This window comes from Limnohabitans sp. 63ED37-2, from assembly GCF_001412535.1.
Taxonomy (GTDB): domain Bacteria; phylum Pseudomonadota; class Gammaproteobacteria; order Burkholderiales; family Burkholderiaceae_C; genus Limnohabitans_A.
The window spans coordinates 959,091-984,500 of the sequence record NZ_CP011774.1 but is presented as its reverse complement, the minus strand read 5'-3'; the positions used below and the strand labels follow the sequence as shown (position 1 = coordinate 984,500).

The window sequence follows — 25,410 nt, the reverse complement described above, 5'->3', positions numbered from 1 at the left end:
TGGTCAATTTTGTTCATAAGCCGAGATTAAACCGCGTCTGAGGACGGCTCCTGTTGGAGGCCAAAGAGACGCAACAGAGCCTGCCCAAAGACGATCAGTCAAGCTTGATGCCCAAATCCACCGCCAACTTTATCCAGACGGGCACTTCGGCTTCCCAGTCTTTGCGGGTGCCGGCCAGATTTTTAGGTTTGTTGGGAATGGCGAAGGTCTCGCGCAGTTTGGCGGCGCGTTCGGTGTTGGACCAAGCCACGGCTTCGTCCGCCATGCGTTTGAGAATGGCTTCAGGCGTGCCGGCTGGCGCCACCAGCGGCAGGCCACCCTCGAGCGTGACCAGTTTTTCGGTGTTGCCTTGCTCGGTGAGCGTGGGTACATCGGGCAGTTTGGGCGAGCGGTAGCTGCCGGTCACGCCAATGGCACGCACGCCCCGGGTGGCCACGGCATTGAAAGCTTGGTAACTGCCCACCGCGATTTGCAACTGGCCCGAGGCCACATCGAGCCACATGGGCGCTTCGCCTCGGTAGTGCACCGACTGGATTTTGGTGCTCTGCTGGCGGTTGGTCTGGTCAGCCAGCATGTGCGGATAAGACCCTGGTGCATAAGTGCCCATGGAGGTCGGGTTCTTTTTGGCCCATGCCACGAACTCGGCCATGTTCTTGGCGGGGATCTTGTCGTTGATGCCCACCACCAGCGGCCCGGATGGGAACACGGTCACGGGCGTCAGGTCTTTGTCCAGGTTGTAAGGCAGCTTGGCGTAGAGCACCCTGTTTTGCCAAAAAGTGCCCGAGGTGCTCATGACAAAGGTGTAACCGTCCGGTGGTGATTTGGCCACCGCGTCAATGCCAATGATGGCCCCCGCGCCGGGTTTGTTCTCAATCACAACCGGCACGCCCAATCGGGTGCTGAGGTAGTCTCCGTAATTGCGGGCATAAGCATCCGTCAGGCCACCGGGCGGAAAAGCCACCACGATCTTGATGGGCTTGGCTGGCCAGGGTGCGGCTTGGGCTTGGGCCTGGCCCACAAAAACCATGCCGCTCAAGCTGGCGGCAAGGGCTGTGGAGGCCCGCAAAAAATGGCGGCGTGGTGTTTTGGATGGCTGTGTCATCGGCTGTCTCCCTGGGGTTTGTGTGCGGCTTTGCCTATTCAGTCTAGGGCCGCTGCGGTCAGCTTTGAATTGGGGTTTGAACCCATGACGCACAAGCGACAACGGCCAAACCAGAGCCACATAAAAAGCGCCAGATTCGCTTTGTGCGACAATGCACCTCGCTGAGGCCTCCAGTTGCCCCAGCATCAGCACTTCTGCTGGGGCCTGACCCAGGCAACGCTCAAAACAAGCGCCTGCGGTTTCCATGCCCACCCTAAGACCTGTCGACCCACACTGGTCACTGCCAACAGCAGTTGATTGAGTCGACACCCAGCGCCGGACATGGCGCTCCGAAAATGAACTTTGAAGAATTGAACCTGGCCCCGGCCATCATGCAAGCTGTGCGCGAGCTCGGCTACGAAACCCCCACGCCCATCCAGGCTCAAGCCATTCCCGCCGTCTTGGCCGGACAAGACTTGCTCGCAGGTGCGCAAACCGGCACCGGCAAAACTGCCGCTTTCACACTGCCCATGCTGCACAAGCTGAGCCTGACCGAACCCGGCAAAAACCGCTTTGGCGGCAAAGCCATCCGCGCCTTGGTGCTCACGCCCACCCGCGAATTGGCCGCCCAGGTCGAAGAGTCGGTGCGTGATTACGGCAAATACCTTCAGCTCGACTCCACCGTGATCTTTGGTGGTGTGGGCATGAACCCACAAATCAATAAGGTCAAAAAAGGCGTGGACATTTTGGTGGCCACACCGGGTCGTTTGCTTGACCTGCAGGGTCAGGGTTTCCTGGACCTGTCTACCGTTGAGATGCTGGTGCTCGACGAAGCCGACCGCATGCTGGACATGGGCTTTATTCACGATGTGAAAAAAGTGCTCGCCTTGGTGCCCAAAGACAAGCAAAGCCTGCTGTTCTCGGCCACCTTCAGCGACGAGATCCGCGAGTTGGCGGGCAACTTGCTCAAGAATCCGCAAAGCATCCAAGTCACGCCCAGCAACACCACCGTGCAGCGCATCACACAAGTGATCCACCCTGTGGGCCGCAGCAAGAAAAAAGACGTGTTGTTGCACATCATCCAGAAGCACGACTGGAGCCAGGTTTTGGTGTTCACCCGCACCAAATTCGGCGCGAACAATGTGGCCGACTTCCTGACCAAAAATGGCGTCAAAGCCATGGCCCTGCACGGCAACAAGAGCCAGACCGCCCGCACACAAGCGCTGGCTGGTTTCAAGAGCGGCGAGATCCGCGCTTTGGTGGCCACCGACATTGCAGCGCGCGGCATCGACATCGAAGACTTGCCACACGTCGTGAACTTTGAAATCCCGAACGTGTCGGAAGACTATGTGCACCGCATTGGCCGCACTGGCCGCGCGGGCGCCAGCGGTGAGGCCGTGAGCCTCGTCTGCTTGGACGAAGAAGGCTTCATGATGGACATCGAGCGCTTCACCAAGCAAGAGATTCCAGTGCAGTTGCTCGAAGGCTTTGGCCCCGAGCCAGGCGAAGTGGCCGAGCCCATCGCCATGGGCCGCCAAACTTTGTGGGGCGGCGCAGGCAAGCCCCCTAGCCGCGATGTGATGGCAGCAGCTGCCAAAGCCGCACGCCAAGACATGATGCAACGCATCCGCGACAACAAGGTCGCCGTGGGTGGTGGCGGCGGTGGCGGTCAACGCCAACCCCGCGCAGAAGGTCAGGGCCAGCCCCGTCCTTCGCGCAACGCACCGCCTCCATCCCGCCGCAACGGTCCTCAAGGCGCACCGCGTTTTGAAGGCCAGGTCGATGGTCGCCGCGAAGGTGGCCGTGACGGCAACCGCGAAGGCGGTCGTGGACAAGGCCAGCGCGGCGATCCGCGCTTCGACAACCGAGCCGACGGCCAAGGTCGTCCAGCACCCCGCGGCCCACGTCCTGAAGGCCGTGGCCCTGCCCGTGGCGGCCAGGGTGGTCAAGGTGGCGGTCAAGACCGTCGCCGTGATGATGGCGACGAATTGCCACGCCACATTGATCCGCTCAAAACCACGCAGTTTGCACGCCTGGACTTGCCCAACCGCAAGCCCGTGCGCACCAGTGGCCAGCCTGACCCGACCCGCACCAGCATCGACAGCTTGGCCAGCAGTGGCCGCCGTCATGGCGGTGGTGGCTTCGGCGGTGGCAACCGTGGCGGTAACGGCGGCGGTGGCCGTGGCGGCTTCGGTCGCTGATCAGCGCCCTGCCCCATGAACAGAGCCCGCTTCAAGCGGGCTCTTTTTTTGCCCCAAGGCGTGACAAAAATCAGTCGCGCACGAACAAGGTCACCAAGGGGTCGGGGCCGACTTGGCGGCTCCAGTGGCCGTGCACTGTGGCATCGAATGTGGCCCCTTCGGGCAAGGTGTCGGCTGAGTAAAAGAACTCACCGGGACCAAAGGTGCGCGAGCTGCCGTCTTGCAAAAAGATCTCCATTTGCCCACCCAGCACAAACAGCCATTGCGGGTTGCCCGTGCAGTGGAATGTGCTGCGAAAGCCCACCGGGCTTTGGCGTAACTGGCAGGCGCTGGCCGCCATCAGGGCCGACAAACGGCTTTGTGGTGTGCCCTCGGTCAGGGGCACTTCTTCATCGCGAAAACGGGCTCGGCCGTCGGTGTCGGTGAACAGAATGACTTTTTTCAGGGCTTGCATGGCCGGGGCCTTTTCTCAAAACAACAAGGTCCGATTGTCGCCGAGCCAACAGCTTGACCCAAGGTCTGTGCCATAGACTGAAAGCCAAGTTTTTCATCCCCACCCAACGCCATGAACACCGCCCCTTTGAACATCGTTTTCCATGGCCAGAATGCGGCCAATTTTCGCCAGGGCTTTGAAGCACTGATCTCGCCGCAGCACCGCATCAGCGATGTGAGTGATGGGCTAGACCAACCGGGCGAGCAGTCGCTGTATGAAAACGCGGACGTGGTGATCGGCATTCAGCTGCACAGCGCCATGCCCCAACCCCGGAAGGCGCGGCTTTTCCATGCCCCGGCGGCGGGCACCGACGCCATCTCGACCGCGCTGCTGCCCGCGCACTGCACACTGGCCAATTGCTTTGGGCACGAGAACGCGATTGCCGAGTACGTGATGGCCGCTTTGCTGACGCGCCACGTACCACTGGTCCGCGCTGACAAGGACTTGCGCCAAGGCCAGTGGACGTTTTGGGCCGGTCGCCAAGCAGCACTGCGCACCGAAATGGGGGCGCAAACCCTGGGCCTGCTCGGCTTTGGGCACATCGCGCAGGCCATCGCCCACCGCGCCAAGGCCTTTGGCATGCGGGTGCATGTGGCCAACCGCAGCCCCATTCAACACCCCTTGGTGGACCACAGCTGGACCCTGGACAACTTGCACACCTTCATGGCCAGTGCCGACGCGGTGGTGGTCAGCCTGCCGCTGACCGACAACACCAAGGGACTGGTGAACGCGGCAGCCCTGGCCGCCATGCGGCCCGATGCGGTGCTGCTCAACGTGGGACGGGGTGCGGTGATCGATGAGTCCGCGCTTTACGAGACCCTGAAATCACGTCAAATTGGGGGCGCCGTCATCGACACCTGGTACCAGTACCCCACCCCTACAGACAGCGAATGCGCACCGTCAAAGTTCGATTTTGCGGGCTTGGACAACGTGCTGATGACACCGCACATGTCGGGCTGGACAACCGGCACGGTGCGCCGCCGCCAGGAGACCCTGGCCGAGAACATCGGCCGCTTGAGCCGGGGCGAGCCCTTGATCCATGTGCTGCATGGGCCAGGCAGCACGGGTTAAAAGCGCCTCAGCTGCTTTGGCGTTGCACGATCTCAAAGCCCAGATCCAGTTGGGGCTGCTCGGGTTCCTCACCACGCATCAGACTGAGCAGCATGTCGGCCGCCGCCTCGCCAATGCGTGCTCGCGGCGTGCGAACGGTGGTCAGCGGGGGCAGCATTTGGTCACTGCCCGTCAGGTCGTTGAAGCCGGCAATCGCGACCTGATCTGGCACCGACACACCCATGCGCAGCGCCGCCATCAAAGCCCCTTGGGCCAAGTCGTCGTTACAAAAAAAGATGGCATCCACGGCCGGGCGCTGCTGCATGATTTGCTCGAACATCAAGCCACCCAAAGCCAGCGATGAAGGCGCGGGGTTGAGGAATTCGAGGGTAGGGTCGAATACACCCGCCTCTTGCAAAGCGTGACGCCAGCCATACAGACGCTGCATCACGCGCGGATCGAGTTGCGCCGCGGCAAAGGCGATGCGGCGGCGGCCCTTGGCGAGCAGGTGGCGCGTCATGGCAACGCCTGCATCGGTTTGCCGAAAGCCCACGCAATACACGGCTTCTCCGTCGCTGGCCGGCAAATCCATCAGGTGCACGCAGGGCACCTGGCTGCGGGCCATCAGCTGGCGAGTGGCCGGGTTGTGGTCCAGCCCGGTCACCAGCAAGCCCGCCGGGCGGTGCAGCAATTGCTCGCGCAGCAGTTGCTCTTCTTCGCTGGGGTTGTAGTGCGTCACGCCCATGAGGGTCTGGTAGCCCGCCGCGCGAAAACGGGTCTGCGCAGCGTCAAGCAGGTCCACGAACAGGGCATTGGACAGCAGCGGGATCAAGATGCCCACGTGGTCACTGCGCTGCGAGGCCAAGGCCCTGGCCGCCGGGTCGGGCACGTATCCGAGCATGTCCGACACAGCTGTAACGCGCTCGATCAAGGCCGGGTCCACCGCGCGTTCTCCGCGCAGCGCCCGGGAGACGGTGCTGGGGCTCACGCCCGCGGCGCGGGCCACATCGGTCAGGGTCACGCGGCCGGAAGCGCGGTGTTTTCGGGGCTGAGCAAGGGGGCTGGGCAAGGGTTTATCCGTAGAAGTTCTGGGCCACTAGGTCGATAGGATAGCGCTATCCCGCACGTTTTGAAGACAAATCTTGCCAGATGCGGATTTTCCCGAGCCAGCCGATGAAAAGGCTATTGACCTGGGTGACATTTTTTTTATGCCTCTTGGACAGCGCTGTCCAAAAGCGAGCAGGAGTAGTGAATTGTCCAAACCCGATGTGCTGGCCGTGGCCAAACTGCACCCCTTCTACCAAAAGGCCCTGGAGTCGCTGTACACGGTGCATGACCGCACGCATGTGACCGACCCCACCGCCTTTGCCGCCCTGGCCCCCCGCATCGTGGGTGTCGCAGGAACGGGCGAGGCCAGCGTGCCGCGCAGCCTGCTCGCGCAGCTGCCCAACGCCAAAGTGGTGGCGGTGTTTGGTGTGGGCTATGACGGTGTGGATGTGACCGCCGCCATTGAGCACGGCATTCCCGTGACCCACACCCCCGATGTGCTGACCGACGATGTGGCAGATCTGGCCATGGGCTTGGTGTTGTCGGTGGGCCGCGCCATTCCGCAAGCGGACCAATTTGTGCGTGCAGGCCAGTGGCCCAGTGGCCCCATGGCCTTGGGCCGCAAAGTGTCGGGCGCCCGCCTGGGCATCGTGGGCCTGGGCCGCATTGGCAAGGCCATCGCCAAGCGGGCCAATGCCTTTGGCATGTCGATCGCCTACACCGCACGCACGGCCAAAGCCGATTCCGGATACACCTTTTACCCCTCGGCTGCCGAACTGGCCGCCAACGTGGACTTTTTGGTGGCCATCACGCCCGGCGGCGCAGGCACCAAACACCTGATCAACGCCGAGGTGCTCAAGGCCCTGGGCCCGCGCGGCTTTTTGATCAATGTGGCGCGTGGCAGTGTGGTCGATGAAGAGGCCCTGATCACCGCCTTGCAAAACGGCACCATCGCAGGCGCAGGCCTCGATGTGTTTGCCAACGAGCCCCATGTGCCCGAGGCGCTGTGGAGCCTGCGCAACGTGGTGTTGACGCCGCACATGGCCAGCGCCACCACCGAAACGCGCCAAGCCATGGCCGATCTGGCTTTTGCCAATATGAAGGCCGGTATTTCTGGGCAGCCGCTGCTCACCCCCGTGCCTGAGTGCCAAGCCGCTCTGAAATGAGCCATAGCCCGTGCAAATGAACACCATGCCCTTGCGCCTGATCGTTATGGGGGTGTCCGGTTGCGGCAAATCGACCATGGCCAGCGCCTTGGGCGAACGCCTGGGACTCGACATGGTGGATGGCGATGACCTGCACCTGCCCGAGAGCGTGGCCAAGATGCGCTCGGGCATTGCCCTGCAAGACGCCGATCGCTGGCCTTGGCTCGACCGCATTGGACACTACCTGGCGCAAGCCCAAGAACCAGGGCGCGTGGTGGCTTGCTCGGCGCTCAAGCGCGTTTACCGCGATCGCATCCGCGAACAAGCCGGCGATGTGTGTTTTGTGTTTTTGGATGGCGACTTCGATTTGATCGAACAACGCATGCGCCAGCGCGTGGGCCATTACATGCAGCCAGGCCTGCTCGACAGCCAGTTCCGCACCCTCGAAAAACCCCAGGCCGATGAAAGCGATGTGATCCGTCTGCCCATCACCGAGCCCGTTCAGGACATGGTCGCGCAAGCGCTCAATGCCTTGCACAACCGCCTGCACCCTGCCCTCTGATTTTTAAGAAAGCCCCCTCATGTTCATCCGCTGTGCATTCTTCCAAGGCAACGTCAAACCCGGCATGGAAGACGCGTTCAACCGCTACATCCGCGACAACCTCGTCCCCTTGTGGACCCGTTTTCCGGGCGCCCAAGAAGTGCGCGTCTTGCGCCAAGTCGAAAGCGATGTGGCCGATCCCCACTTTGGCATGGTGCTGTCCGTGCGTTACCCGAGCCGCGAGGCGATCGAAATCGCTCTGGCGTCCGAGGTGCGCATGAAAAGCAAAGAAGTGTCCAAAGACATGATTGCCATGTTCGATGGCACCGTGTTCCACACCGTGTTCAGTGCAGACGAATACGCGCTGCCCACCGATTGATTTTTTCGACAGTCCTTTTTTAACCAGGAGACAACACCATGAAACTTTCCCGCATCCTTCTCGCCTGCCTCGTGGCCGCCGTCGGCTCCAGCGCTTACGCCGCCAAGTTCAACTTGAAAATGGGCCATGCCGTCAACGCCACCGACGGCCAGCACGCCGCCGCCATGAAGCTGGCCGAGTTGGTCAAGCAACGCACCAACGGCGATGTGGAAATCACCGTTTTCCCGGCCAACCAGCTGGGCAATGACGCGGCCATGATCAACGGCACACGCGGCGGCACGATCGACATCGTGTCGAGCGGCGCCTCCAACTTCAACGGCATCGTGCCCAACACAGCCGCCATGGAATTGCCCTTTGTGTTCCGCAGCGCACAACACGCCTACAACGTGCTCGATGGTGCGGTGGGCACAGGCGTGCTCAACGAATTGTCCCCGCACGGCTTGAAGGGCCTGGCTTACTGGGAAAACGGCTGGCGCGCCTTCACCAACAACAAGCGCCCCGTCAACAAGCCCGACGACTTGAAGGGTCTGAAGATCCGCTCCACACCCAACCCGTACCACATCCAGGCGTTCAGACTGCTGGGCATGAACCCCTCGCCCATGCCGATTGCCGAGCTGTACACCGCTCTGGAAACGGGCACCTTTGACGCGCAAGAGCACCCGATCAACGTGACCTGGTCGTCCAAGTTCTACGAGGTGCAAAAACACCTGACGGTGAGCAACCACGTTTACTCGCCTCTGGTCGTGGCCATGAACAAAGCCAAGTTCGACAGCTTGCCTGCCAACTACCAAAAAGTGATCGTCGACTCGGCACGCGAAGCGGCCACCTTCCAACGCAGCTTGAACGCGTCCAACGCGGGCAAGGTGATTTCCGAGCTGAAAAAGTCCGGCATGCAAGTGATCGAGAACGTGGACATGGCCCCCTTCCAGAAGATCGTGTCGGCTGAAATTGCCAAGACTTTTGGCGAGAAAAACGGCCCCGCGCTGCTCAAGGCCATCGAAGACACCAAGTGATGGTTTGAGTGACAACACGCCCCCTCTTTGGAGGGGGCTTTTTTTGATCCCTGTATGAAAAAAATCAACGACCTTTTCTTCAAGCTGGCGGAATTCACGCTGGTCATCATGTTGTCGGCCATGGTCATCATGGTGTTTGGCAATGTGGTACTGCGTTACGGCTTCAACGACGGCATCATCAGCTCGGAAGAGTTGTCGCGGTTTTTGTTCATCTGGATCACCTTTTTGGGGGCCATTGTCACCATGCGTGAAAACGGCCACCTGGGGCTGGACTCCATCGTGCGCAAGCTCAGTCTTCGTGGGAAAAAAATGGCGTTTGCCCTGTCCAATGTGCTGATGCTCGGTTGCTGCGCACTGATGTTCTACGGCACGCTGAAACAACACGGCATCAACGCCAGCACACGCTCGGCCGTGACCGAAATCCCCATGAGCTGGGTGTATGGCGTGGGCTACATCACCAGCGTAGCCATGGGCCTGATGATCATGGGCAAGCTGGTGCAGCTGGCCAAAGGCAACTTCAATGAATCCGATTTGATCCAGGTGCAAGACTCCGAAGAGGTCGTGACCGCCCACACCCAAGAGGCCGCCAAATGACCGTGCTTGTTTTTATCGTGTCTCTGCTCGCTGCCATGGCGCTGGGCATGCCGCTGGCCTTCTCCCTGATTGTCTCGGGTGTGGCCCTGATGCTGCACTTGGACAACTTCGACACCCAAATCGTGTCGCAAAACCTGATCAACGGTGCCGACAACTTTCCGCTCATGGCCGTGCCCTTTTTCATGTTGGCCGGTGAGCTGATGAACGCGGGCGGTATGAGCCGGCGCATCGTCAACTCGGCCATGGTTTGGGTGGGTCACTTTCGTGGCGGCCTGGGTTATGTGGCGGTGTTTGCGGCCATCGTCATGGCCAGCCTGTCGGGCTCGGCCGTAGCCGACACGGCCGCGCTGGCCGCCGTCTTGCTGCCCATGATGCGCAAAGCCGGTTACCGCATGGACCGCTCGGCGGGCCTGATTGCTGCGGGCGGCATCATCGCGCCCGTGATTCCACCCTCGATTGGGTTCATCTTGTTTGGCGTGATCGGCGGCGTGTCGATCTCCAAACTCTTCATGGCCGGCATCTTTCCAGGGCTCATGATGGGTTTTGCCCTGATCGTGACGTGGTGGATCGTGGCCCGCAAGGACAAGGTGGAGGTGGCCGAGAAAGTGCCGTTCAAAGAACGCATCTCGGTGACCATCAATGCGTTTTGGTCTTACCTGCTGGCCATCACCATCATCGGCGGCATGAAGATGGGCGTCTTCACACCCACCGAGGCGGCGGTGGTAGCGGTGGTCTACTCCTTGTTTGTGGGCCTGTTCATCTACCGCGAAATCAAGGTCAAGGATCTGTACCGCATCATTTTGGCAGCCGCAAAAACTTCTTCGGTCGTCATGTTTTTGGTAGCGGCCGCGCTGGTGTCGGCCTGGCTGATCACCGTGGCCAACATTCCGGCGCAGATTGTCGAAATTTTGCGGCCCTTCATCGACAACAAAACCCTGCTCATGGTCATGCTGATGCTGCTGGTCATGATTGTGGGCACCGCGCTCGACTTCGCACCCACAGTGCTGATCCTCACGCCCGTGCTCATGCCCTTGGTGCGCGAAGCGGGCATTGATCCGGTCTATTTTGGTGTCTTGTTCATCATGAACAACGCCATCGGTTTGTTGACTCCGCCCGTAGGCACGGTGCTCAACGTGGTCTGCGGCGTGGGCCGCATTCCCATGCACGATGTCATACGGGGTGTCATGCCTTTCCTGATATCCCAGGTGGTGGTGATGGGTTCGCTGATCGCCTTCCCGAGCCTGGTGATGGTTCCACTTAAATGGTTACTCATGCGATGAATGTTCTGAATTCCTTCGACTTATCGGGCCGCCGCGCCCTGATCACCGGCTCTTCGGCAGGCATTGGTTTGGCGCTGGCCGAGGCGCTGGCGCAAGCCGGGGCCCACGTTGTATTGAACGGCCGCACGGCCAGCAAAGTGGACGCCGCTGCGCAAACCCTAAAAGCACAAGGCCTGTCCGTCAGCACCTCGGTGTTCGATGTGACCGATGCGGGCAGCGTGCGTGCTGCCATCGACCACATTGAGGCCGAAGGGCCGATCGACATCCTGGTCAACAACGCAGGCATGCAAATTCGTGGCCCGCTGCACGAGTACCAGGACGCCGATTGGCACACCATCATGAGGACCAACCTGGACAGCGTGTACTTCGTGGGCCAAGCGGTGGCCAAAAAAATGATCCCGCGGGGACGCGGCAAGATCATCAACATCTGCTCGGTGCAAAGCGAGCTGGGTCGCCCCGGCATTGCGCCCTACACAGCGACCAAAGGTGCGGTGAAAATGCTGACCAAAGGCATGGCGATTGACTGGGGCCAATTCGGCATCAACGTCAACGGCATTGGCCCGGGTTACTTCAAGACCGAACTCAACCAAAAGTTGGTCGACGATCCGGCCTTCAGCAGTTGGCTGGTCGGCCGCACGCCCAGCCGCCGCTGGGGCGATGTGCAAGACCTGGGCGGCGCGGCTGTCTTTCTGGCCTCGGACGCCTCGCGTTTCGTCAATGGCCATATCCTTTATGTTGACGGCGGCGTGACCGCCACCCTTTGAAGCTTTTGCAAGGACACTCCATGAAATCCGTTGTCTGCCATTCGGCCAAAGACTTGCGCATCGAAAACACCGAGCTGCCCGCCTTGGGCGAGAACCAACTGCGTGTGAATGTGGCCTATGGCGGCATTTGCGGCTCGGACCTGCACTACTACCAACATGGCGGCTTTGGCACCGTTCGCATCAAGCAGCCCATCGCTTTGGGCCACGAAATATCGGGCGTGGTCGATGGTGTGGGCTCGGGTGTGAACGGCGTGCCTAAGGGCCAGCGCATCGCCATCTCCCCTTCTCGCCCCTGCGGCCACTGCCGCTTTTGCCAAGCGGGTCAGCACAACCACTGCTTGAACATGCGCTTTTACGGCAGCGCCATGCCTTTCCCGCACATCCAGGGGGGCTTCAGCGAGCAACTCATCATCGAAGGCTACCAAGCCCACCCGATTGCCGACCACCTGAGCCTGTCCGAGGCCGCTTTGGCCGAGCCTTTGTCTGTGGGCCTGCACGCCATCCAACGTGCGGGCAGCGTGCTGGGCAAGCAGGTGCTGGTCACCGGCTGCGGCCCCATTGGCTCGCTCTTGATTGGTGCTTTGCGCCGTGCAGGTGCGGCCCGCATCGTCGCCGCCGACATTGCTGATTTGCCCCTGAAGTGTGCCAAAGAGATGGGCGCAGACGAGACCATCAACCTCAAGACCGAACCCCAAGCGCTGGAGGCCTACAAGGTGGACAAAGGCCAGTTTGACGTGGTGTTTGAGGCCTCGGGCAGCGAAGCCGCTTTGCGCGTGGGCCTCGACACCATCGTGCCCCGCGGCGTGCTGATCACCGTGGGCATGGGCGGCGACATCAGCCTGCCCATGACGCAAGTGGTGGCCAAAGAGGTGGACCTGCGTGGCACCTTCCGCTTTCATGCCGAATTTGCCACCGCGGTGCGCTTTTTGAACGAAGGGCTGGTCAACGGCAAACCGGTCATCACCAGCGTCTTGCCGCTGAATCGCGCCATCGAAGCCTTTGACCTGGCAGCCGACAAGAGCCAGTCACTCAAGGTACAGATTTCTTTCCAAAACGCCTGAAAATCAGGGGTTTCAAGGCCTCTTTAGAAAGTTCACACCATGTCGAAAATCGCCCTCGTCACCGGTGCCAGCTCTGGCATTGGCAAAGCCTGCGCCCTGGCATTGCTCCAAGAAGGCTGGCAAGTCGTTCTGGTCGGCCGACGCGCCGACGCGCTGGCCTCTGCCGTGGCCGAAGCAGATGCCAATGCTGGCAACGCCCATGCCATCCCGACCGACCTGTCCAAAGAGCCCGAAGTCAAAGCGCTGTTTGATCAAATTCGCTCGCGCTTTGGCCGCCTTGATTTGGTCTTCAACAATGCGGGCATTTCCCTGCCCTACACCTTGCCCGGTGACCTGTCGGGTGACGAATGGCGACGTGCGGTGGACATCAACCTGAACGGCGCGTTCTACACCTTGTCATATGCTTTCAAGCTGATGCAAGAGCAAAGCCCTCAAGGCGGGCGCATCATCAACAACGGCTCGATCTCGGCGCATGTGCCGCGCCCCGGCTCGATTGCCTACACCGCCACCAAACACGCCATCTCGGGCCTGACCCGCGCCGCATCTTTGGATGGTCGCCCTTACAGCATTGCCGTGGGACAGATCGACATCGGCAACGTTGCTTCCGACATGACGCTCAAGATGGCACAAGGTGTGCACCAAGCCGACCTGAGCATCAAGGCCGAGCCGCGCATGGACATGTCAGCCGTGGTCGAGACTTTCATGACCATGGCCCGCCTGCCGTTGTCAGCGAATATTTTGTTCACCACCGTGATGGCCACCAACATGCCGTTTGTGGGGCGCGGCTGATCCTCAAGACCTGTGGAAAAGGGGGCCTTGATGGCCCCCTTTTTTCATCAACTCAAGCGCACCACCGCATCGGGCCGCTTGTGCAAGTCGGGCAGCAACTCCAAGCCCAGGCCAGGTTTGTCGTTCAGGCTGATCATGCCGTTCTTCACTTGCGGCAACTCGGTCACCAATTCTTTGTACCAGCCGCTGTAAAAGGCCCGCACGCTCTCTTGAATCAAGGCATTGGGCGCGTGCAGCGACAAGTGGGTGGACGCAGCCCACACCACCGGACCCGTGCAGTCGTGTGGGGCCACGGGCAGCTGCCAAGCGTCGGCCATGGCGGCGATTTTGCGGGCTTCGGTGAGGCCTCCGCACCAACTCAAATCGAGCATGGCGACGCCTGCCACACCCGTTTGCAAATAGTCTTTGAAGCCCCATTTGTAGCTCAGCGTTTCGCTCGCGCAAATCAGCGCCTTGCAGTCCCCCGCGTACTGCTTTAGCAAATCGAGGCTGTCCATGCGGATCGCGTCTTCGTGCCAGAAGGTGTCAAACTCTTGCAGCGCACGCGAGATTTTTTGTGCCATGGGCAAACGCCACAGGCTGTGGAACTCGACCATGATGTCCATCTTGTCGCCCACCGCCTGGCGGATCTTGCGGAAAGGCTCCAGCGCCGTGTTCAGGTCTTGAGGGCTGATGTATTGACCGTGCGACTTTTCTGCGGCCACATCAAAAGGCCAGATCTTCATGCCGGTGATGCCTTCAGACAGCAGCGACTCGGCCACCTCGTCAGCTCGGTGCAAAAAGCCTTGCAGGTCTTCATAAGGCCCGGCGTTGTTGCCCAGGCCCCAGTTGCTGCTGGTCTGGTTCACGTTGCTGCGGATGTATTGGTAGCCCGCACAGGTGTTGTAGACCCGGATCTCGTCGCGGCTCTTGCCACCCAATGCAGTGTAGACCGGCATGCCAGCGGCTTTGCCAAAAATATCCCACAGTGCAATATCGACTGCCGAATTGCCACGCGTTTCCACACCGGACCCACGCCAACCCAAGTAACCCGTAATCTCGCGTTGTCGGGATTCGATGGCCAATGGGTCCTCGCCGATCAGTTTGGGCGCTACCCATTCGTGCAGATAGGCTTCGACCGCCCGCGCACCCATGAAGGTCTCGCCCAGGCCCACCAGGCCCTCGTCGGTGTGCAGCCGTACCCAGATGATGTTGGGAAATTCCCCCAAGCGGATGGTTTCGAGTTGCGTGATTTTCATGGCAGCACCCATTTCAGTCGTTAAAAAAGCTCCACAGCGGTCGACTGTGGAGCTTGGGGTTTCAGCAAAAGGGCTGAGCGCGAGGGATCAACCGCCGCGTGCTTTTTTCAGCTCGTCTTGCACCACCTTGATGGCGTCCGCTCCGATCGAGTCCTTGTGCTTGTCGTACACCGAAGCCACCCGGGCGCGGATGCGGTTTTGCTCAGCAGCACTCAGCTCATTGACCTGCATGCCCTTGGTCTTCAGGCTGGCCAGAGAACGCTCGTTCAAAGCGCGGTTGGCCGCACGTTGGACTTTCTGGCCTTCCATGGCTGCTTCACGCAGCACGGCTTGCTCTTGCGGGTTGAGCTGGTCCCACAGCTTCTTGCTGTAGAGCACCAGAAAAGGCGTGTAGGCGTGGCGTGTCACGCTCAGAAACTTTTGCACTTCATTGAACTTGGAGGTTTCAATGGTCACAAAGGGGTTCTCCTGACCGTCGATCGTCTTGGTTTCCAGGGCGGTGAACACCTCGCCAAAGGCCATAGGCACCGCATTGGTGCCCAGCGTCTTGAAAGTGTCCAGGAAAATGTTGTTCTGCATCACGCGAACTTTCACACCATCAAAGTCTTCCAGCTTGGTGACTGGGCGCTTGCTGTTGGTGAGGTTGCGGAAACCGTTTTCCCAATAGGCCAGGTTCACCAGGCCAGCTGCTTCGAGCTTGGCATTGAAGTACTTACCAGCAGCGCCGTCCAGCACGGCGTCCGCTTCTTTTTCGTTGGCAAACAAGAAGGGCAGGTCAAACACACCCAGCTCTTTGATGATGCCCACCAGCGGCGAGCTGGAGGTGCAGACCATCTCTTGGGTGCCTGCACGCAAGGCTTGGGTGGCTGGCAAGTCGCCGCCCGCTGCACCGCCCCAGAAGGCGGTGATTTTCATCTTGCCGCCGGTCTTGGCCGCCAGCACTTCTTGCATTTTCTTGACACCCACGCCCACCGGGTGGTCTTCGTTCACACCGTTGGTGAACTTGATGTTGCGGTCGGCAAACTGCGCCATGGCGCTCGAAGCCACCAAGAATGTGCCCGCGATCAGGGTCACCAAATTTCTGCGTTTCAACATGACTGTCTCCTTTAAAAAAACACACAGGGTTAAGAAATCAACTCAACATCCACTTCATCGGCACCAGGACGATGGAGGGGAAGGCGATCAACAAGGCCAGCACACCCAGTTGCGCCCACAGGAAAGGCAAAACACCTTTGAAGGCCGTGTCCATGTTGATCTTGGCCACGCCACACACCACGTTCAGCACGGTACCTACAGGGGGCGTGATCAAACCAATGGCGTTGTTCATGATGAACAAGACACCGAAATAAACCGGGTCAATGCCTGCCTTGATGACCAAGGGCATCAGCACGGGTGTGAGGATCAGCACGGTGGGTGTGAAGTCCAGCGCGGTACCCACCACCACCACCAGGAGCATGAGCACAACCATGAGCAAGGTCTTGTTGAACATCAATGGCTCCATCATGCGGGCCACTTCGGCCGGGATGTTGGCCACTGTGATGAGCCAGGCACTGACCATGGCCGCAGCCACCAAGAACATGATCACGGCTGTGGTCTTGCCGGCCGTCAAGATCAGGCCGTAGAGTTTGGACCACTGCAGTTCACGGTACACAAAAGCACCCACCACGAAGCTGTAAACCGCCGCTACGACGGCCGCCTCGGTCGGGGTGAAGACACCGAACTTCATACCGCCGATGATGAAAACCGGCAAGCCCAGTGCCAAGACACCTTCACGTGTGGCTTTGAGCTTGTCAGCGAGTTTCATGCGCGGTGCGGGTTGCACGTTCTCACGTTTGGCCAACCACCACCAGGTCAAGCCAATGGCCACCCCCATCAAAATGCCCGGCACAATGCCTGCCAAAAACAGCTTGGTGATGGACACGTTGGCGGCCACACCGAAGATGATGAAACCGATGGATGGCGGAATGACCGGCGCGATGATGCCGCCCGAGGCGATCAAACCGGCCGAACGTCCCACGTTGTAACCGGCCTGCTTCATCATCGGGATCAACAAGGCTGCCAAGGCCGCCGTGTCGGCCACGGCCGAACCCGACAACGAAGCCATGATGACCGCCGCCATCACCGCCACATAGCCCAGCCCCCCCCTAAAATGCCCGACCCAGGCCATGGCCAGGTTCACAATGCGGCGGCTCAAGCCCCCCGCGTTCATGAACTCTCCTGCCAACAAGAAAAACGGCACTGCGAGCAAAGGGAAGTTGTCAGCGCCATCGACAAAACGCTGCGCCAGAATCTGACTGTCAAAGGCGTTGATCATGCCGTTGCTGGCCATGTAGGCCATCAGGCTCAGGCCACACACCAGCAAAGCATAGGCAATGGGCATGCCCAAGGCCATGGCCCCAAGCAAGCTGAAGACAAAAACAGCGATGGTCATGCGCGGCCTCGCACTTCGGAATGGCTTGGCTTGGAGGACGCCGCATTGGGTGTCAACTCATCCAGCACCACCGTATCTTCAGACTCCACCACCATCACCAAATCCTCCTCTTTCAGCTTCCCGGTCAGCAGCAAGCGCAATTGGTTCAAATTCATCACCGCCATGACACTGGCCGTGACATAGCCGATGCCGTAAATCCAGATCATGGAAATGCCCACCACCACCGAGATGTTGGTGACTTGCAGATCGTGCATTTTCCAAGTGCCCCAAAAGAACAGCACATTGCAGCCCAGCATCAAAACTTCACTCAAGAAAAAGCACAACTTCTTGCCGCCCAGTGACAGGCGGCGCACCAGCGTGTCCACCCCCAAGTGACCTTTTTCGCGCATGGCCACCATGGCCCCAAGGTAGGTCAACCAAATGAAGCAGTAACGCGACATCTCGTCCGAGATGGAGATGCCCGAATTGAAACCGTAGCGCAACACCACGTTGCCAAAAACCATGATGACCATGGCCACCAAACAGGCCACCACCAGAAACTCCAGCAGTTTGAAAAAAGCGTTGATGATTTTCATGGGTGTCTAACAGCTCAGGCCGCTTCCTTGATGACTCGATGTTTGGGCCGGGATTTCAATTTGATCGGGGTGGCCGCGCCCGACACCACTGGCAATTTGCGGCGTGAAGCCAGCACCAACTCAATGTCCTGCCGCGCCCCCTCGATCAAAACCATCACGGCCCGCTCGGCCTTGGCCGGATTGCGGGCGATCACAGCGTTGAGCACCGCACGGTGCAAAGGCAAGGAAGTCTTGGTGCCATCCTGGATGCGGGTGGAAATCTCAAAACTGGTGCGCAGCAAGGCATTCAGAGCCTTGCTCATTTGCACCAACATGCGGTTGTGCGAGGCCTGCAGCAAACCCTCGTGAAAACGCAGATCGTGGGTGACGTAATCGCCCCCCTCTTCCACCGCCTGCTTCATGCCGGCATAAGCGGCTTCGATGTGTGCGATGTCTTCGGGTGTGGCCCGCTCGGCAGCCAAGCGCACCGCAGCGGGCTCCACCACACGGCGCAGCTCTTGCAGATCTTTCAAAAATTCGGGCGTCAGGCCGCAGCGGGCCTGCCAGGCGACCACATCGGGATCAAACCAGTTCCAGTGCGCATCGGGCATCACACGGGTGCCCACCTTGGGGCCGGTGGACAACAAGCCCTTGGCCACCAGCGATTTGATGGCTTCACGCACCACGGTGCGGCTCACGCCCAGCTCTTCACACAAAATCGGCTCGGGCGGCAAACTCGCGCCCACGGCATATCGACCAGACAAAATGGCATGACCCAATAAATCAAGAGAATTTTTGTGGAAATTGTTGCTCATGTCGGTGCGGCGATCGAACACCTATCATATGATGATTGAAGGCTGGAGACGGACTCTGGTAAACCCTATGCACGGTCTTATTGGCGTCTAGGGTTTGCCCGTATGTCGCTGGCTTTACAAAGCCTGATTGTTTTTCTATCGTCATACGATAGGATTTTTAAGATTCACGATTCACTCCCAACCTGGATACGCACCATGAGCGACAACAACGGCAGCCCACCCCGCAAAAAACCCGAAGACCTGCGCAGCCAACAATGGTTTGGGCGTCAAGACCGCGATGGCTTTGCCTACCGCAGCTGGGTTAAGGGCAAAGGCGTGCCACACGACCAATTCGATGGCCGTCCGGTCATTGGCATCTGCAACACCTTCAGCGAACTCACGCCCTGCAACTCGCACTTTCGCACCCTGGCCGAGCAGGTCAAGATCGGTGTGTACGAGGCGGGCGGCTTCCCGCTCGAATTCCCCGTGATGTCACTGGGCGAAACCCTGCTGCGCCCCACCGCCATGCTCTACCGCAACCTGGCCAGCATGGACGTGGAAGAGAGCATTCGCGGCAACCCGATCGACGGCGTGGTCCTGCTCATGGGCTGCGACAAAACCACGCCATCCTTGTTGATGGGCGCCTCCAGCGTCGGTCTGCCCACCATTGGTATCAGCGGTGGCCCCATGCTGAACGGCAAATGGCGCGGCCAAGAGTTGGGCTCGGGCACCGGCGTGTGGAGCATGAGCGAACAAGTGCGTGCTGGCACCCTCAAGCTGGCCGATTTCTTCGACGCCGAAAGCTGCATGCACCGCAGCCATGGCCACTGCATGACCATGGGCACCGCCAGCACCATGGCCTGTATGGTCGAAGCCTTGGGCATTGGTTTGCCAGGCAATGCCACCTTCCCTGCCGTGGATGGCCGACGCAATGTGTTGGCGCGTGACTCGGGCCGCCGCATCGTCGAGATGGTGCACACCGACCAAACCATCAGCAAAGTGCTCACCCGCGAAGCTTTTGAAAACGCCATCCGCACCCTGGCTGCCATTGGCGGCTCAACCAACGCCGTCATCCACTTGATCGCGATTGCCGGTCGATTGGGCCTGAAACTCACCCTGGACGACTTTGAGCGTCTGGGCAGCGAGATGTCATGCATCTTGAACATGCAGCCGTCTGGCGAGCACCTGATGGAAGACTTTTGCTACGCAGGCGGCTTGCCGGTCGTCATGAAAGAGATCGAAAGCCTCTTGCACAACAACATCATCACCGTGAGCGGCAAGACCGTGCGCGAGAACAACGAAGCGGCAGTCAACTACGACCCACGCGTGATTAAAAAATACGATGCGCCTTTCAAAGAGAAAGCCGGCATCGCCATTTTGCGTGGCAACCTGGCGCCTCGCGGCGCGGTCATCAAGCCCAGCGCCGCCACCCCCGCACTGATGGTGCACACAGGCCGTGCCGTGGTGTTTGAAGACAGCGACGATTTCCACAAACGCATCGACGACGAGAGCCTAGATGTAGACGAGAGCTGCATTCTGGTCTTGAAAAACTGCGGCCCCAAGGGCTACCCCGGCATGGCCGAAGTGGGCAACATGCCGCTGCCACCCAAGGTGCTGCGCAAAGGCATCACCGACATGGTGCGCATCTCGGACGCCCGCATGAGCGGCACCGCTTACGGCACCGTGGTGCTGCACACCAGCCCTGAAGCGGCTGCCGGTGGACCGCTGGCCGTGGTGCAAAACGGTGACATGATCTCGCTCAATGTGCCCGAGCGCAAACTGCAGTTGATGATCAGCGACGAGGAACTGGCACGCCGCTTGAATCTCTGGGAAAAGCCCGCACCTGCCATGAACTCTGGCTACTGGAAACTTTACATCGACCATGTGCTGCAAGCCGACGAAGGCGCGGACATGGACTTTCTGGTCGGCCAGCGCGGCGCGGCCGTGCCCAAAGACAACCACTGATTCCCAAGGAAAAACCATGCGTATTTTGATCACCGGCGGTGCCGGATTTTTGGGTGCCCGACTGGCCCGCGAGATTTTGAAAAAGGGCCAACTCAGCGGCCAGACCGTCACCGAATTGGTGATTGCTGACTTGTTCCCCGCCCCCGCCGACCTGCTGGCCGACCCACGCGTCAAAGGCCATGCAGGCCCCATGCTTGAACAAGGTGATTTGTTCAAGAGCGGCTTCGACGGCGTGTTCCACCTCGCGTCTGCCGTGTCGGGCGAGTGCGAACTCGACTTTGATCTGGGCTTGCGCTCCAACGTGGACAGCTCGCGCTTGCTGCTGGACAGCATCCGGGCTTCGGGCAAGGCTTCCCGTCTGGTGTTTGCCAGTTCGGTGGCGGTGTTTGGCCCTGATGCGGCCAACCCCATGCCTGCGCTGGTGGCCGACACCACTTTGCCCACGCCGCAAACGTCGTATGGCACGCACAAGCTGATGATCGAGTACATGGTGGCCGACTACACCCGCAAGGGCTACATCGACGGCCGCGCTGCCCGCCTGATGACGGTGGCTGTGCGCCCAGGCAAACCCAATGGCGCAGCGTCTTCGTTCTTCAGCGGCATCATCCGCGAGCCTTTGGCGGGCACCGCCACCACCTGCCCGGTGGACGCCCATGTGTCACACCCCATCTCTTCGCCCGGCAACACCGTGCATGGTTTGATCACCGTGTTCGAGGCCAGCCGTGAAGCCTTTGGTGGCCGCATGGCGCTGAACCTGCCGGGCCTGAATGTGAAGGTCAGCGACATGCTGGCGGCCCTTGAAAAAGTCGCGGGTCCGGCTGTGCGTGCCCGCGTGACCTTTGAAAAGGACGAACGCATCGCGGCCATCGTGGACAACTGGGCCAAGGGCTGCACCTTCGAGCGGGCGCACGCTTTGGGTTTGCGGGCCGATGCCAGCTACGAAGCGATCATTGCGCAGTACATCGAAGACTGCAAAACCCGCCCCGGCTACCCGGCCGAGGCCTTGAACGGTTTGAAGTGAGCTTTCTAAAAGGCCGCCACGTTCGTCAGGCGTGGCGGCCTTTTTTTGTGGCTCACGGGTTCAACATTCAAAAATGCGTGCTGATCGCCCCACTGATGCGCCCATCGTCTTCGATGATCGCCATCCAGCGCCATTTGTCGAAAGTGGTGCAAGGGTGAGAAATGCCCAGGGCCACGCGGTCGCCTACCTGTGGCCAGACGCCTTGGGCATCAAACACCATGTGGGCGTGCTGGTCGCTGAGCGCTTTAACTTTCCAAGACTCGGGCATGGCCTGCATGGCGCCTGCTCCGCTGTGCCCGCGTGCCGCCCATCGCACCGGCATGGGCATGCACTGGTCAAACGACAGATCGCGCCGTCCCGCATTCAAAATGGCCAGCCCCGGCTCGGGCACCGACTGCACCTTGGCCCAGACTTCCAGCGCGGGTTGCAGCGACGCGCTCAAGCCCTCACGCGCTTCCACAAGCTTGAGGTACCGGGCGTAGTTCCAATGGTCGTGCGTGACATAACAGCCCGAGCGCAAGACGCCTTGCACCGGGCGGCTTTTGACCTGCGTCTTGAGCATGGGGATCACCAAATCGAACACCGCCGAGCCGCCTGCCGACAACAAAACCTCATCACCGCCCCACAGGTGCTGTTCATCAATTTGTTGCACAAGCGCCTGCACGCTGCGCACCAGCGCACTCACGGCCTCGATGTCGTGGGCACTGTCGCATTGGCCCAGCCCACCCTCGTAGCACTCCACCCCACCCAGGCGAACCACGCCCGACTCGGCCATGGCCTGAGCCAAAGCCAGGGCCTGTTCGTGGGTGCGACAGCCCGTGCGGTAGCCCGCGATGCCCAACTCCAACAGCACATCCCAACAACGCGGCTGACCGCGCCGTGCGCCCCAGTCGGCCAAGGTCCGCAACTGCGCCAGCGAATCGACCAAAAACCAAACACGCGCTTGTGGGTACTGGTTCAACAACAAGTCCAAGCCATCCAGGTCGGCGTCCGACACCAACTGGTTGGCGATGATGGCGCGTTGTGCACCTGCGGCCAGGCCCACACGCAACTGGTGCACGTTGGCAAAGGTCAGGCCCCAAGCCCCGGCTTGCAGTTGCATGCGAAACAACTCGGGCGACATGGTGGTCTTGCCGTGCGGGGCCAACGCCACCCCTTTGCGCTGCACAAAGGCCTGCATCCAGGCCAGGTTGTGTGCCAGCGCCGGGCGGCGCAGCACGGCCACCGGGTAAGCCAACGCGTCATCGAGCAAGCGCCAGCCGCGTGCGCCCAGCTGAGACACCGCGCAAGGCTCGGCTGCCAAGGGAAAGCCCTTGCAAGCCGAGTTCAGTACAAAATCGTGTTCCATGTCGCTTTGCTCCATTCACCACGTGGACAATTTGGCTTCGATTCTCCCACCGTGCGTTGAGCCCTTTGTGCATTTTTCCTCATGAAAAACCCCTCCAAAACCCTCGATATCGTGGCCCTGGGTGAAGCCATGATCGAGTTCAACCAGCAACTGGGACAAGCCCCCAACGAGCCGCCCATGTACCTGCAAGGCTTTGGCGGCGACACCAGCAACGCTGCCATTGCCGCGGCCCGAGCGGGCGCACGCGTGGCCTACCTGAGCCGCTTGGGCACCGACCGCTGGGGCGAGCGCCTCATGGACCTGTGGCAGAACGAAAACGTGAACACCACCCGCGTGCTGCGCGACGCACAAGCGCCCACCGGCATGTACTTTGTGAGCCACGACGCACAAGGCCACCATTTCAGCTACGCGCGTGCCGGATCGGCCGCGAGCCATATGCAGCCGCAAGACCTGACGCACTGGCATGACGCCATCGTCAGCAGCCAATGGCTGCACCTGTCGGGCATATCGCTGGCTATTTCCGCCTCGGCCTGCGACACGGCTTTGGCGGCCATGGCGCATGCCCAAAGCCACGGCACACGGGTGGCCCTCGACTCGAATTTGCGCTTGTCCCTGTGGCCCCTGGCCCGGGCGCAGGCCTGCATCCGCCAGGCCGTGGGTCTGTGTGATCTGTTTTTGCCCAGCTTGGAAGACATGACCGCCCTCACGGGCCTCACCCAAGCCGCCGACATCATCGACTGGAGCCACGCCCAAGGTGCGGCCCAAGTGGTGCTCAAACTCGGTGCCGATGGCGCGGTAGCCAGCGACGGCCACCACCAACAAAAGGTGCCAGGCCATCTGGTCACAGCGGTGGATGCCACCGGCGCGGGCGATTGTTTTGCAGGCAACCTGCTGGCGCGTCTGTCTGTGGGCGACAGCCTGTGGGATGCCACAGCCTACGCCAATGCCGCAGCCGCTTTGTCGGTGCAAGGCTACGGTGCGGTGGCCCCACTGCCCCGGCAAGAAGACGTGCTCAGGCACTTGAACACCCTCTCCAAAGGCAGCCCCACATGAGCACAAACCAACGGCCCTTGATCGCCATCGACTGGGGCACCACTTCGCTGCGCGGCGCACGGCTGGGTGCCAGCGGTCAGGTGCTTGAATCACGCGACTTTCCGCGTGGCATCTTGAGCGTGGCACCGGGCCAATTTGAAGCGGTGCTGAACGAACTCTTTGGCGACTGGTTGCAGGTGCCGAGTGCCCTGTGCCTGATCTCGGGCATGGCCGGCAGCCGACAAGGCTGGCAAGAAGCCCCCTACTGCCCTTGCCCCGCAGGCTTTGCCGAGTTGGGCCAACACCTCTTGTGGCTGCAACCCGGGCGCATCGCCTTGGTGCCGGGTCTGAGCTGTATAGGCACAGACCCGCTCAACACACCCGACGTGATGCGCGGCGAAGAGGTGCAGATTTTTGGCGCCTTGCAGATGACGGGCCGCGACAGCGCCACACTGGTGCTGCCCGGCACACACAGCAAATGGGTGCAGGTGCACAGCGGCCGGGTCAAGCAGTTCCAGACCTTCATGACCGGCGAGGTGTTTGCGCTGATGAGCCAGCACTCGATTTTGGGCAAGACCATGGACCTGCAGGGCGCTTTTGACGAAGCGGTTTTTTTGCAAGGCGTAGACCAAAGCCAACACAGCGGCAGTGTGTTGCACCAGCTGTTTGCGGTGCGCACGCTGGGCCTGTTTGAACGCCTGAGCGCGGCCCAATTGCCCAGTTACTTGTCGGGCCTGTTGATCGGCGAAGAGCTGCGCCAGCAAGCCGTCTTGCCCCATCCAGACCCGGTCCTGGTGATCGGTAGCCCGGCCCTTTGCCTGCGCTACACCCTGGCCCTGCAACACCTGCACATCCCCTGCCAAAGCCTTGGGGCCGAAGCCACGTGGGCCGGCTTGTGGGCACTCGCATCTTCTTGTGACCCTTCATGAACACCACCGCCATGACCGCTTTACCCTCCCCCGCCCACACCTTGGCCCAAGCCCTGGCCCAGCTGCCCTTGATCGCCATCTTGCGTGGCCTCACCCCTGCTGAAGCGCCGACCATCGGCGAGGCCTTGGTCCGCAGCGGCTTTGCCATCATCGAGGTGCCGCTCAACTCACCAGAACCTATGCAGAGCATCGCCGCACTGACTCAGCAATTTCCGCAAACCCTCATCGGCGCAGGCACGGTGCTGAATGTGCAGCAGGTCAAACAGGTGCACGCTGCGGGCGGCCGTTTGGTCGTGGCTCCCAACTTCAACCCCGCCGTGGTGGCGCAGGCCTTGGCGCTGAACATGGTGGTGCTGCCCGGTGTGGCCACGCCCACAGAAGCCTTTGCCGCACTCGATGCGGGCGCACATGGCCTCAAACTGTTCCCGGCCGAGATGATCACACCCGCCACCGTGAAAGCGCTGCGGGCGGTTCTGCCCAAAACAGCGGTCTTAATGCCGGTGGGCGGCATCAAGCCCGATAACATGGCCGCGTACCTGGCTGCAGGGGCCAGTGGCTTTGGTTTGGGTTCGGCTTTGTACGCGCCGGGCAAATCGGCGCCAGCGGTGCAGCAACAGGCAGAGGCTTTTGCGCGGGCCTTGAAGGGCTGAAAAACAGTTC

The 25,410-nt window shown here is 60.6% G+C and carries 25 protein-coding genes; 16 read left to right on the top strand and 9 right to left on the bottom strand.

Going from position 1 to position 25,410, the window contains the following annotated elements; translation table 11 throughout:
• Nucleotides 1-94 precede the first annotated feature (94 nt).
• Nucleotides 95-1,102 (bottom strand): Bug family tripartite tricarboxylate transporter substrate binding protein, encoded by a 1,008-nt coding sequence (locus L63ED372_RS04715; protein ID WP_062407639.1) that lies wholly within the window; start codon nt 1,100-1,102, stop codon nt 95-97.
• Nucleotides 1,103-1,437: 335 nt separating this feature from the next.
• Between L63ED372_RS04715 and L63ED372_RS04710 the strand changes: the two genes are divergently transcribed.
• Nucleotides 1,438-3,282 (top strand): DEAD/DEAH box helicase, encoded by a 1,845-nt coding sequence (locus tag L63ED372_RS04710; RefSeq protein ID WP_062403900.1) that lies wholly within the window; start codon nt 1,438-1,440, stop codon nt 3,280-3,282.
• Nucleotides 3,283-3,352: 70 nt separating this feature from the next.
• On the opposite strand, the gene L63ED372_RS04705 is transcribed toward L63ED372_RS04710, so the two are convergent.
• Complete coding sequence (locus L63ED372_RS04705; protein ID WP_062403899.1) at nt 3,353-3,736, bottom strand: hypothetical protein; 384 nt, start codon at nt 3,734-3,736, stop codon at nt 3,353-3,355.
• A 111-nt stretch (nt 3,737-3,847) separates the two neighbouring features.
• Between L63ED372_RS04705 and L63ED372_RS04700 the strand changes: the two genes are divergently transcribed.
• Nucleotides 3,848-4,846 (top strand): 2-hydroxyacid dehydrogenase, encoded by a 999-nt coding sequence (locus tag L63ED372_RS04700; protein WP_062403897.1) that lies wholly within the window; start codon nt 3,848-3,850, stop codon nt 4,844-4,846.
• 7 nt (nt 4,847-4,853) lie between these two features.
• Here the strand turns inward: L63ED372_RS04700 and L63ED372_RS04695 are convergent, their stop codons facing one another.
• Nucleotides 4,854-5,894 carry a LacI family DNA-binding transcriptional regulator gene (locus L63ED372_RS04695; protein WP_062403895.1) on the bottom strand — a complete coding sequence of 347 codons (1,041 nt, stop codon included), beginning with the start codon at nt 5,892-5,894 and terminating at the stop codon, nt 4,854-4,856.
• Between the two features lie 139 nt (nt 5,895-6,033).
• Between L63ED372_RS04695 and L63ED372_RS04690 the strand changes: the two genes are divergently transcribed.
• Genes L63ED372_RS04690 through L63ED372_RS04650 form a run of 9 tightly spaced genes read left to right on the top strand, consistent with a single transcriptional unit; the run spans nt 6,034 to nt 13,438 of the window.
• Complete coding sequence (locus L63ED372_RS04690; protein ID WP_062407637.1) at nt 6,034-7,038, top strand: 2-hydroxyacid dehydrogenase; 1,005 nt, start codon at nt 6,034-6,036, stop codon at nt 7,036-7,038.
• Between the two features lie 16 nt (nt 7,039-7,054).
• Nucleotides 7,055-7,579 (top strand): gluconokinase, encoded by a 525-nt coding sequence (locus L63ED372_RS04685; RefSeq protein WP_062403893.1) that lies wholly within the window; start codon nt 7,055-7,057, stop codon nt 7,577-7,579.
• 19 nt (nt 7,580-7,598) lie between these two features.
• Complete coding sequence (locus L63ED372_RS04680; protein WP_062403891.1) at nt 7,599-7,937, top strand: hypothetical protein; 339 nt, start codon at nt 7,599-7,601, stop codon at nt 7,935-7,937.
• A 38-nt stretch (nt 7,938-7,975) separates the two neighbouring features.
• The gene (locus L63ED372_RS04675) at nt 7,976-8,950 is read left to right on the top strand and encodes a TRAP transporter substrate-binding protein (RefSeq protein ID WP_062403889.1); all 975 of its coding nucleotides are present in this window, start codon (nt 7,976-7,978) and stop codon (nt 8,948-8,950) included.
• Nucleotides 8,951-9,004: 54 nt separating this feature from the next.
• A complete protein-coding gene (locus L63ED372_RS04670) occupies nt 9,005-9,544 on the top strand; it encodes a TRAP transporter small permease (RefSeq protein WP_062403887.1) in 540 nt (179 codons plus the stop codon).
• The gene (locus L63ED372_RS04665; protein WP_062403885.1) at nt 9,541-10,824 is read left to right on the top strand and encodes a TRAP transporter large permease; all 1,284 of its coding nucleotides are present in this window, start codon (nt 9,541-9,543) and stop codon (nt 10,822-10,824) included. Before L63ED372_RS04670 ends, L63ED372_RS04665 begins: the two co-directional genes overlap by 4 nt.
• Nucleotides 10,806-11,588 carry an SDR family oxidoreductase gene (locus L63ED372_RS04660; protein ID WP_062403883.1) on the top strand — a complete coding sequence of 261 codons (783 nt, stop codon included), beginning with the start codon at nt 10,806-10,808 and terminating at the stop codon, nt 11,586-11,588. The genes L63ED372_RS04665 and L63ED372_RS04660 overlap by 19 nt, the downstream gene beginning before the upstream one ends.
• Nucleotides 11,589-11,608: 20 nt before the next feature.
• The gene (locus L63ED372_RS04655) at nt 11,609-12,649 is read left to right on the top strand and encodes an L-idonate 5-dehydrogenase (RefSeq protein ID WP_062403881.1); all 1,041 of its coding nucleotides are present in this window, start codon (nt 11,609-11,611) and stop codon (nt 12,647-12,649) included.
• 39 nt (nt 12,650-12,688) lie between these two features.
• Nucleotides 12,689-13,438: an SDR family oxidoreductase gene (locus L63ED372_RS04650; protein WP_062403879.1), complete on the top strand. Its 750-nt coding sequence runs from the start codon at nt 12,689-12,691 to the stop codon at nt 13,436-13,438.
• A 47-nt stretch (nt 13,439-13,485) separates the two neighbouring features.
• On the opposite strand, the gene L63ED372_RS04645 is transcribed toward L63ED372_RS04650, so the two are convergent.
• The 5 genes from L63ED372_RS04645 to L63ED372_RS04625 form a co-directional block, all read right to left on the bottom strand.
• On the bottom strand, nt 13,486-14,676 hold the full coding sequence (locus L63ED372_RS04645; RefSeq protein WP_062407635.1) for a mandelate racemase/muconate lactonizing enzyme family protein: 1,191 nt from the start codon (nt 14,674-14,676) through the stop codon (nt 13,486-13,488).
• Nucleotides 14,677-14,763: 87 nt separating this feature from the next.
• Nucleotides 14,764-15,771, bottom strand: a complete 1,008-nt coding sequence (locus L63ED372_RS04640; protein ID WP_062403877.1) for a TRAP transporter substrate-binding protein — start codon at nt 15,769-15,771, stop codon at nt 14,764-14,766.
• 37 nt (nt 15,772-15,808) lie between these two features.
• Nucleotides 15,809-17,107: a TRAP transporter large permease subunit gene (locus tag L63ED372_RS04635; protein WP_062403875.1), complete on the bottom strand. Its 1,299-nt coding sequence runs from the start codon at nt 17,105-17,107 to the stop codon at nt 15,809-15,811.
• Nucleotides 17,104-17,682: a TRAP transporter small permease gene (locus tag L63ED372_RS04630; RefSeq protein ID WP_062403873.1), complete on the bottom strand. Its 579-nt coding sequence runs from the start codon at nt 17,680-17,682 to the stop codon at nt 17,104-17,106. The genes L63ED372_RS04635 and L63ED372_RS04630 overlap by 4 nt, the downstream gene beginning before the upstream one ends.
• 14 nt (nt 17,683-17,696) lie before the next feature.
• Nucleotides 17,697-18,476: a FadR/GntR family transcriptional regulator gene (locus tag L63ED372_RS04625; protein WP_062407633.1), complete on the bottom strand. Its 780-nt coding sequence runs from the start codon at nt 18,474-18,476 to the stop codon at nt 17,697-17,699.
• A 195-nt stretch (nt 18,477-18,671) separates the two neighbouring features.
• On the opposite strand from L63ED372_RS04625, the gene L63ED372_RS04620 reads away from it, so the two are divergent.
• Together L63ED372_RS04620 and denD are read left to right on the top strand one after the other, a co-directional pair.
• On the top strand, nt 18,672-20,420 hold the full coding sequence (locus L63ED372_RS04620) for an IlvD/Edd family dehydratase (protein ID WP_062403871.1): 1,749 nt from the start codon (nt 18,672-18,674) through the stop codon (nt 20,418-20,420).
• Between the two features lie 16 nt (nt 20,421-20,436).
• Nucleotides 20,437-21,441 (top strand): D-erythronate dehydrogenase, encoded by a 1,005-nt coding sequence (gene denD / locus L63ED372_RS04615; RefSeq protein ID WP_062403869.1) that lies wholly within the window; start codon nt 20,437-20,439, stop codon nt 21,439-21,441.
• A gap of 67 nt (nt 21,442-21,508) precedes the next feature.
• On the opposite strand, the gene L63ED372_RS04610 is transcribed toward denD, so the two are convergent.
• Nucleotides 21,509-22,789 carry an alanine racemase gene (locus L63ED372_RS04610; protein WP_231624560.1) on the bottom strand — a complete coding sequence of 427 codons (1,281 nt, stop codon included), beginning with the start codon at nt 22,787-22,789 and terminating at the stop codon, nt 21,509-21,511.
• Between the two features lie 81 nt (nt 22,790-22,870).
• Between L63ED372_RS04610 and L63ED372_RS04605 the strand changes: the two genes are divergently transcribed.
• From L63ED372_RS04605 to L63ED372_RS04595, 3 genes are read left to right on the top strand one after another with little or no spacing between them, the layout of a single operon-like run.
• Nucleotides 22,871-23,842 carry a sugar kinase gene (locus L63ED372_RS04605; RefSeq protein WP_062403864.1) on the top strand — a complete coding sequence of 324 codons (972 nt, stop codon included), beginning with the start codon at nt 22,871-22,873 and terminating at the stop codon, nt 23,840-23,842.
• Nucleotides 23,839-24,750 (top strand): 2-dehydro-3-deoxygalactonokinase, encoded by a 912-nt coding sequence (locus tag L63ED372_RS04600; protein ID WP_062403863.1) that lies wholly within the window; start codon nt 23,839-23,841, stop codon nt 24,748-24,750. The genes L63ED372_RS04605 and L63ED372_RS04600 overlap by 4 nt, the downstream gene beginning before the upstream one ends.
• Entirely contained in the window at nt 24,747-25,400 is a 654-nt protein-coding gene (locus L63ED372_RS04595; RefSeq protein ID WP_082431591.1) for a 2-dehydro-3-deoxy-6-phosphogalactonate aldolase, read from the top strand. Before L63ED372_RS04600 ends, L63ED372_RS04595 begins: the two co-directional genes overlap by 4 nt.
• Nucleotides 25,401-25,410: the final 10 nt, after the last annotated feature.

Excerpts from the sequence above, each read along its gene's own strand:
- L63ED372_RS04715 (WP_062407639.1), bottom strand. The coding sequence starts at position 1,102 with ATGACACAGCCATCCAAAACACCACGCCGCCATTTTTTGCGGGCCTCC.
- L63ED372_RS04625 (WP_062407633.1), bottom strand. The coding sequence starts at position 18,476 with ATGAGCAACAATTTCCACAAAAATTCTCTTGATTTATTGGGTCATGCC.
- L63ED372_RS04690 (WP_062407637.1), top strand. The coding sequence starts at position 6,034 with ATGCCTCTTGGACAGCGCTGTCCAAAAGCGAGCAGGAGTAGTGAATTG.
- denD (WP_062403869.1), top strand. The coding sequence starts at position 20,437 with ATGCGTATTTTGATCACCGGCGGTGCCGGATTTTTGGGTGCCCGACTG.
- L63ED372_RS04700 (WP_062403897.1), top strand. The coding sequence starts at position 3,848 with ATGAACACCGCCCCTTTGAACATCGTTTTCCATGGCCAGAATGCGGCC.
- L63ED372_RS04650 (WP_062403879.1), top strand. The coding sequence starts at position 12,689 with ATGTCGAAAATCGCCCTCGTCACCGGTGCCAGCTCTGGCATTGGCAAA.
- L63ED372_RS04710 (WP_062403900.1), top strand. The coding sequence starts at position 1,438 with ATGAACTTTGAAGAATTGAACCTGGCCCCGGCCATCATGCAAGCTGTG.
- L63ED372_RS04675 (WP_062403889.1), top strand. The coding sequence starts at position 7,976 with ATGAAACTTTCCCGCATCCTTCTCGCCTGCCTCGTGGCCGCCGTCGGC.
- L63ED372_RS04600 (WP_062403863.1), top strand. The coding sequence starts at position 23,839 with ATGAGCACAAACCAACGGCCCTTGATCGCCATCGACTGGGGCACCACT.
- L63ED372_RS04620 (WP_062403871.1), top strand. The coding sequence starts at position 18,672 with ATGAGCGACAACAACGGCAGCCCACCCCGCAAAAAACCCGAAGACCTG.
- L63ED372_RS04645 (WP_062407635.1), bottom strand. The coding sequence starts at position 14,676 with ATGAAAATCACGCAACTCGAAACCATCCGCTTGGGGGAATTTCCCAAC.
- L63ED372_RS04630 (WP_062403873.1), bottom strand. The coding sequence starts at position 17,682 with ATGAAAATCATCAACGCTTTTTTCAAACTGCTGGAGTTTCTGGTGGTG.
- L63ED372_RS04705 (WP_062403899.1), bottom strand. The coding sequence starts at position 3,736 with ATGCAAGCCCTGAAAAAAGTCATTCTGTTCACCGACACCGACGGCCGA.
- L63ED372_RS04660 (WP_062403883.1), top strand. The coding sequence starts at position 10,806 with ATGGTTACTCATGCGATGAATGTTCTGAATTCCTTCGACTTATCGGGC.
- L63ED372_RS04595 (WP_082431591.1), top strand. The coding sequence starts at position 24,747 with ATGAACACCACCGCCATGACCGCTTTACCCTCCCCCGCCCACACCTTG.
- L63ED372_RS04610 (WP_231624560.1), bottom strand. The coding sequence starts at position 22,789 with ATGGAACACGATTTTGTACTGAACTCGGCTTGCAAGGGCTTTCCCTTG.
- L63ED372_RS04680 (WP_062403891.1), top strand. The coding sequence starts at position 7,599 with ATGTTCATCCGCTGTGCATTCTTCCAAGGCAACGTCAAACCCGGCATG.
- L63ED372_RS04635 (WP_062403875.1), bottom strand. The coding sequence starts at position 17,107 with ATGACCATCGCTGTTTTTGTCTTCAGCTTGCTTGGGGCCATGGCCTTG.
- L63ED372_RS04655 (WP_062403881.1), top strand. The coding sequence starts at position 11,609 with ATGAAATCCGTTGTCTGCCATTCGGCCAAAGACTTGCGCATCGAAAAC.
- L63ED372_RS04640 (WP_062403877.1), bottom strand. The coding sequence starts at position 15,771 with ATGTTGAAACGCAGAAATTTGGTGACCCTGATCGCGGGCACATTCTTG.
- L63ED372_RS04605 (WP_062403864.1), top strand. The coding sequence starts at position 22,871 with ATGAAAAACCCCTCCAAAACCCTCGATATCGTGGCCCTGGGTGAAGCC.
- L63ED372_RS04670 (WP_062403887.1), top strand. The coding sequence starts at position 9,005 with ATGAAAAAAATCAACGACCTTTTCTTCAAGCTGGCGGAATTCACGCTG.
- L63ED372_RS04685 (WP_062403893.1), top strand. The coding sequence starts at position 7,055 with ATGAACACCATGCCCTTGCGCCTGATCGTTATGGGGGTGTCCGGTTGC.
- L63ED372_RS04665 (WP_062403885.1), top strand. The coding sequence starts at position 9,541 with ATGACCGTGCTTGTTTTTATCGTGTCTCTGCTCGCTGCCATGGCGCTG.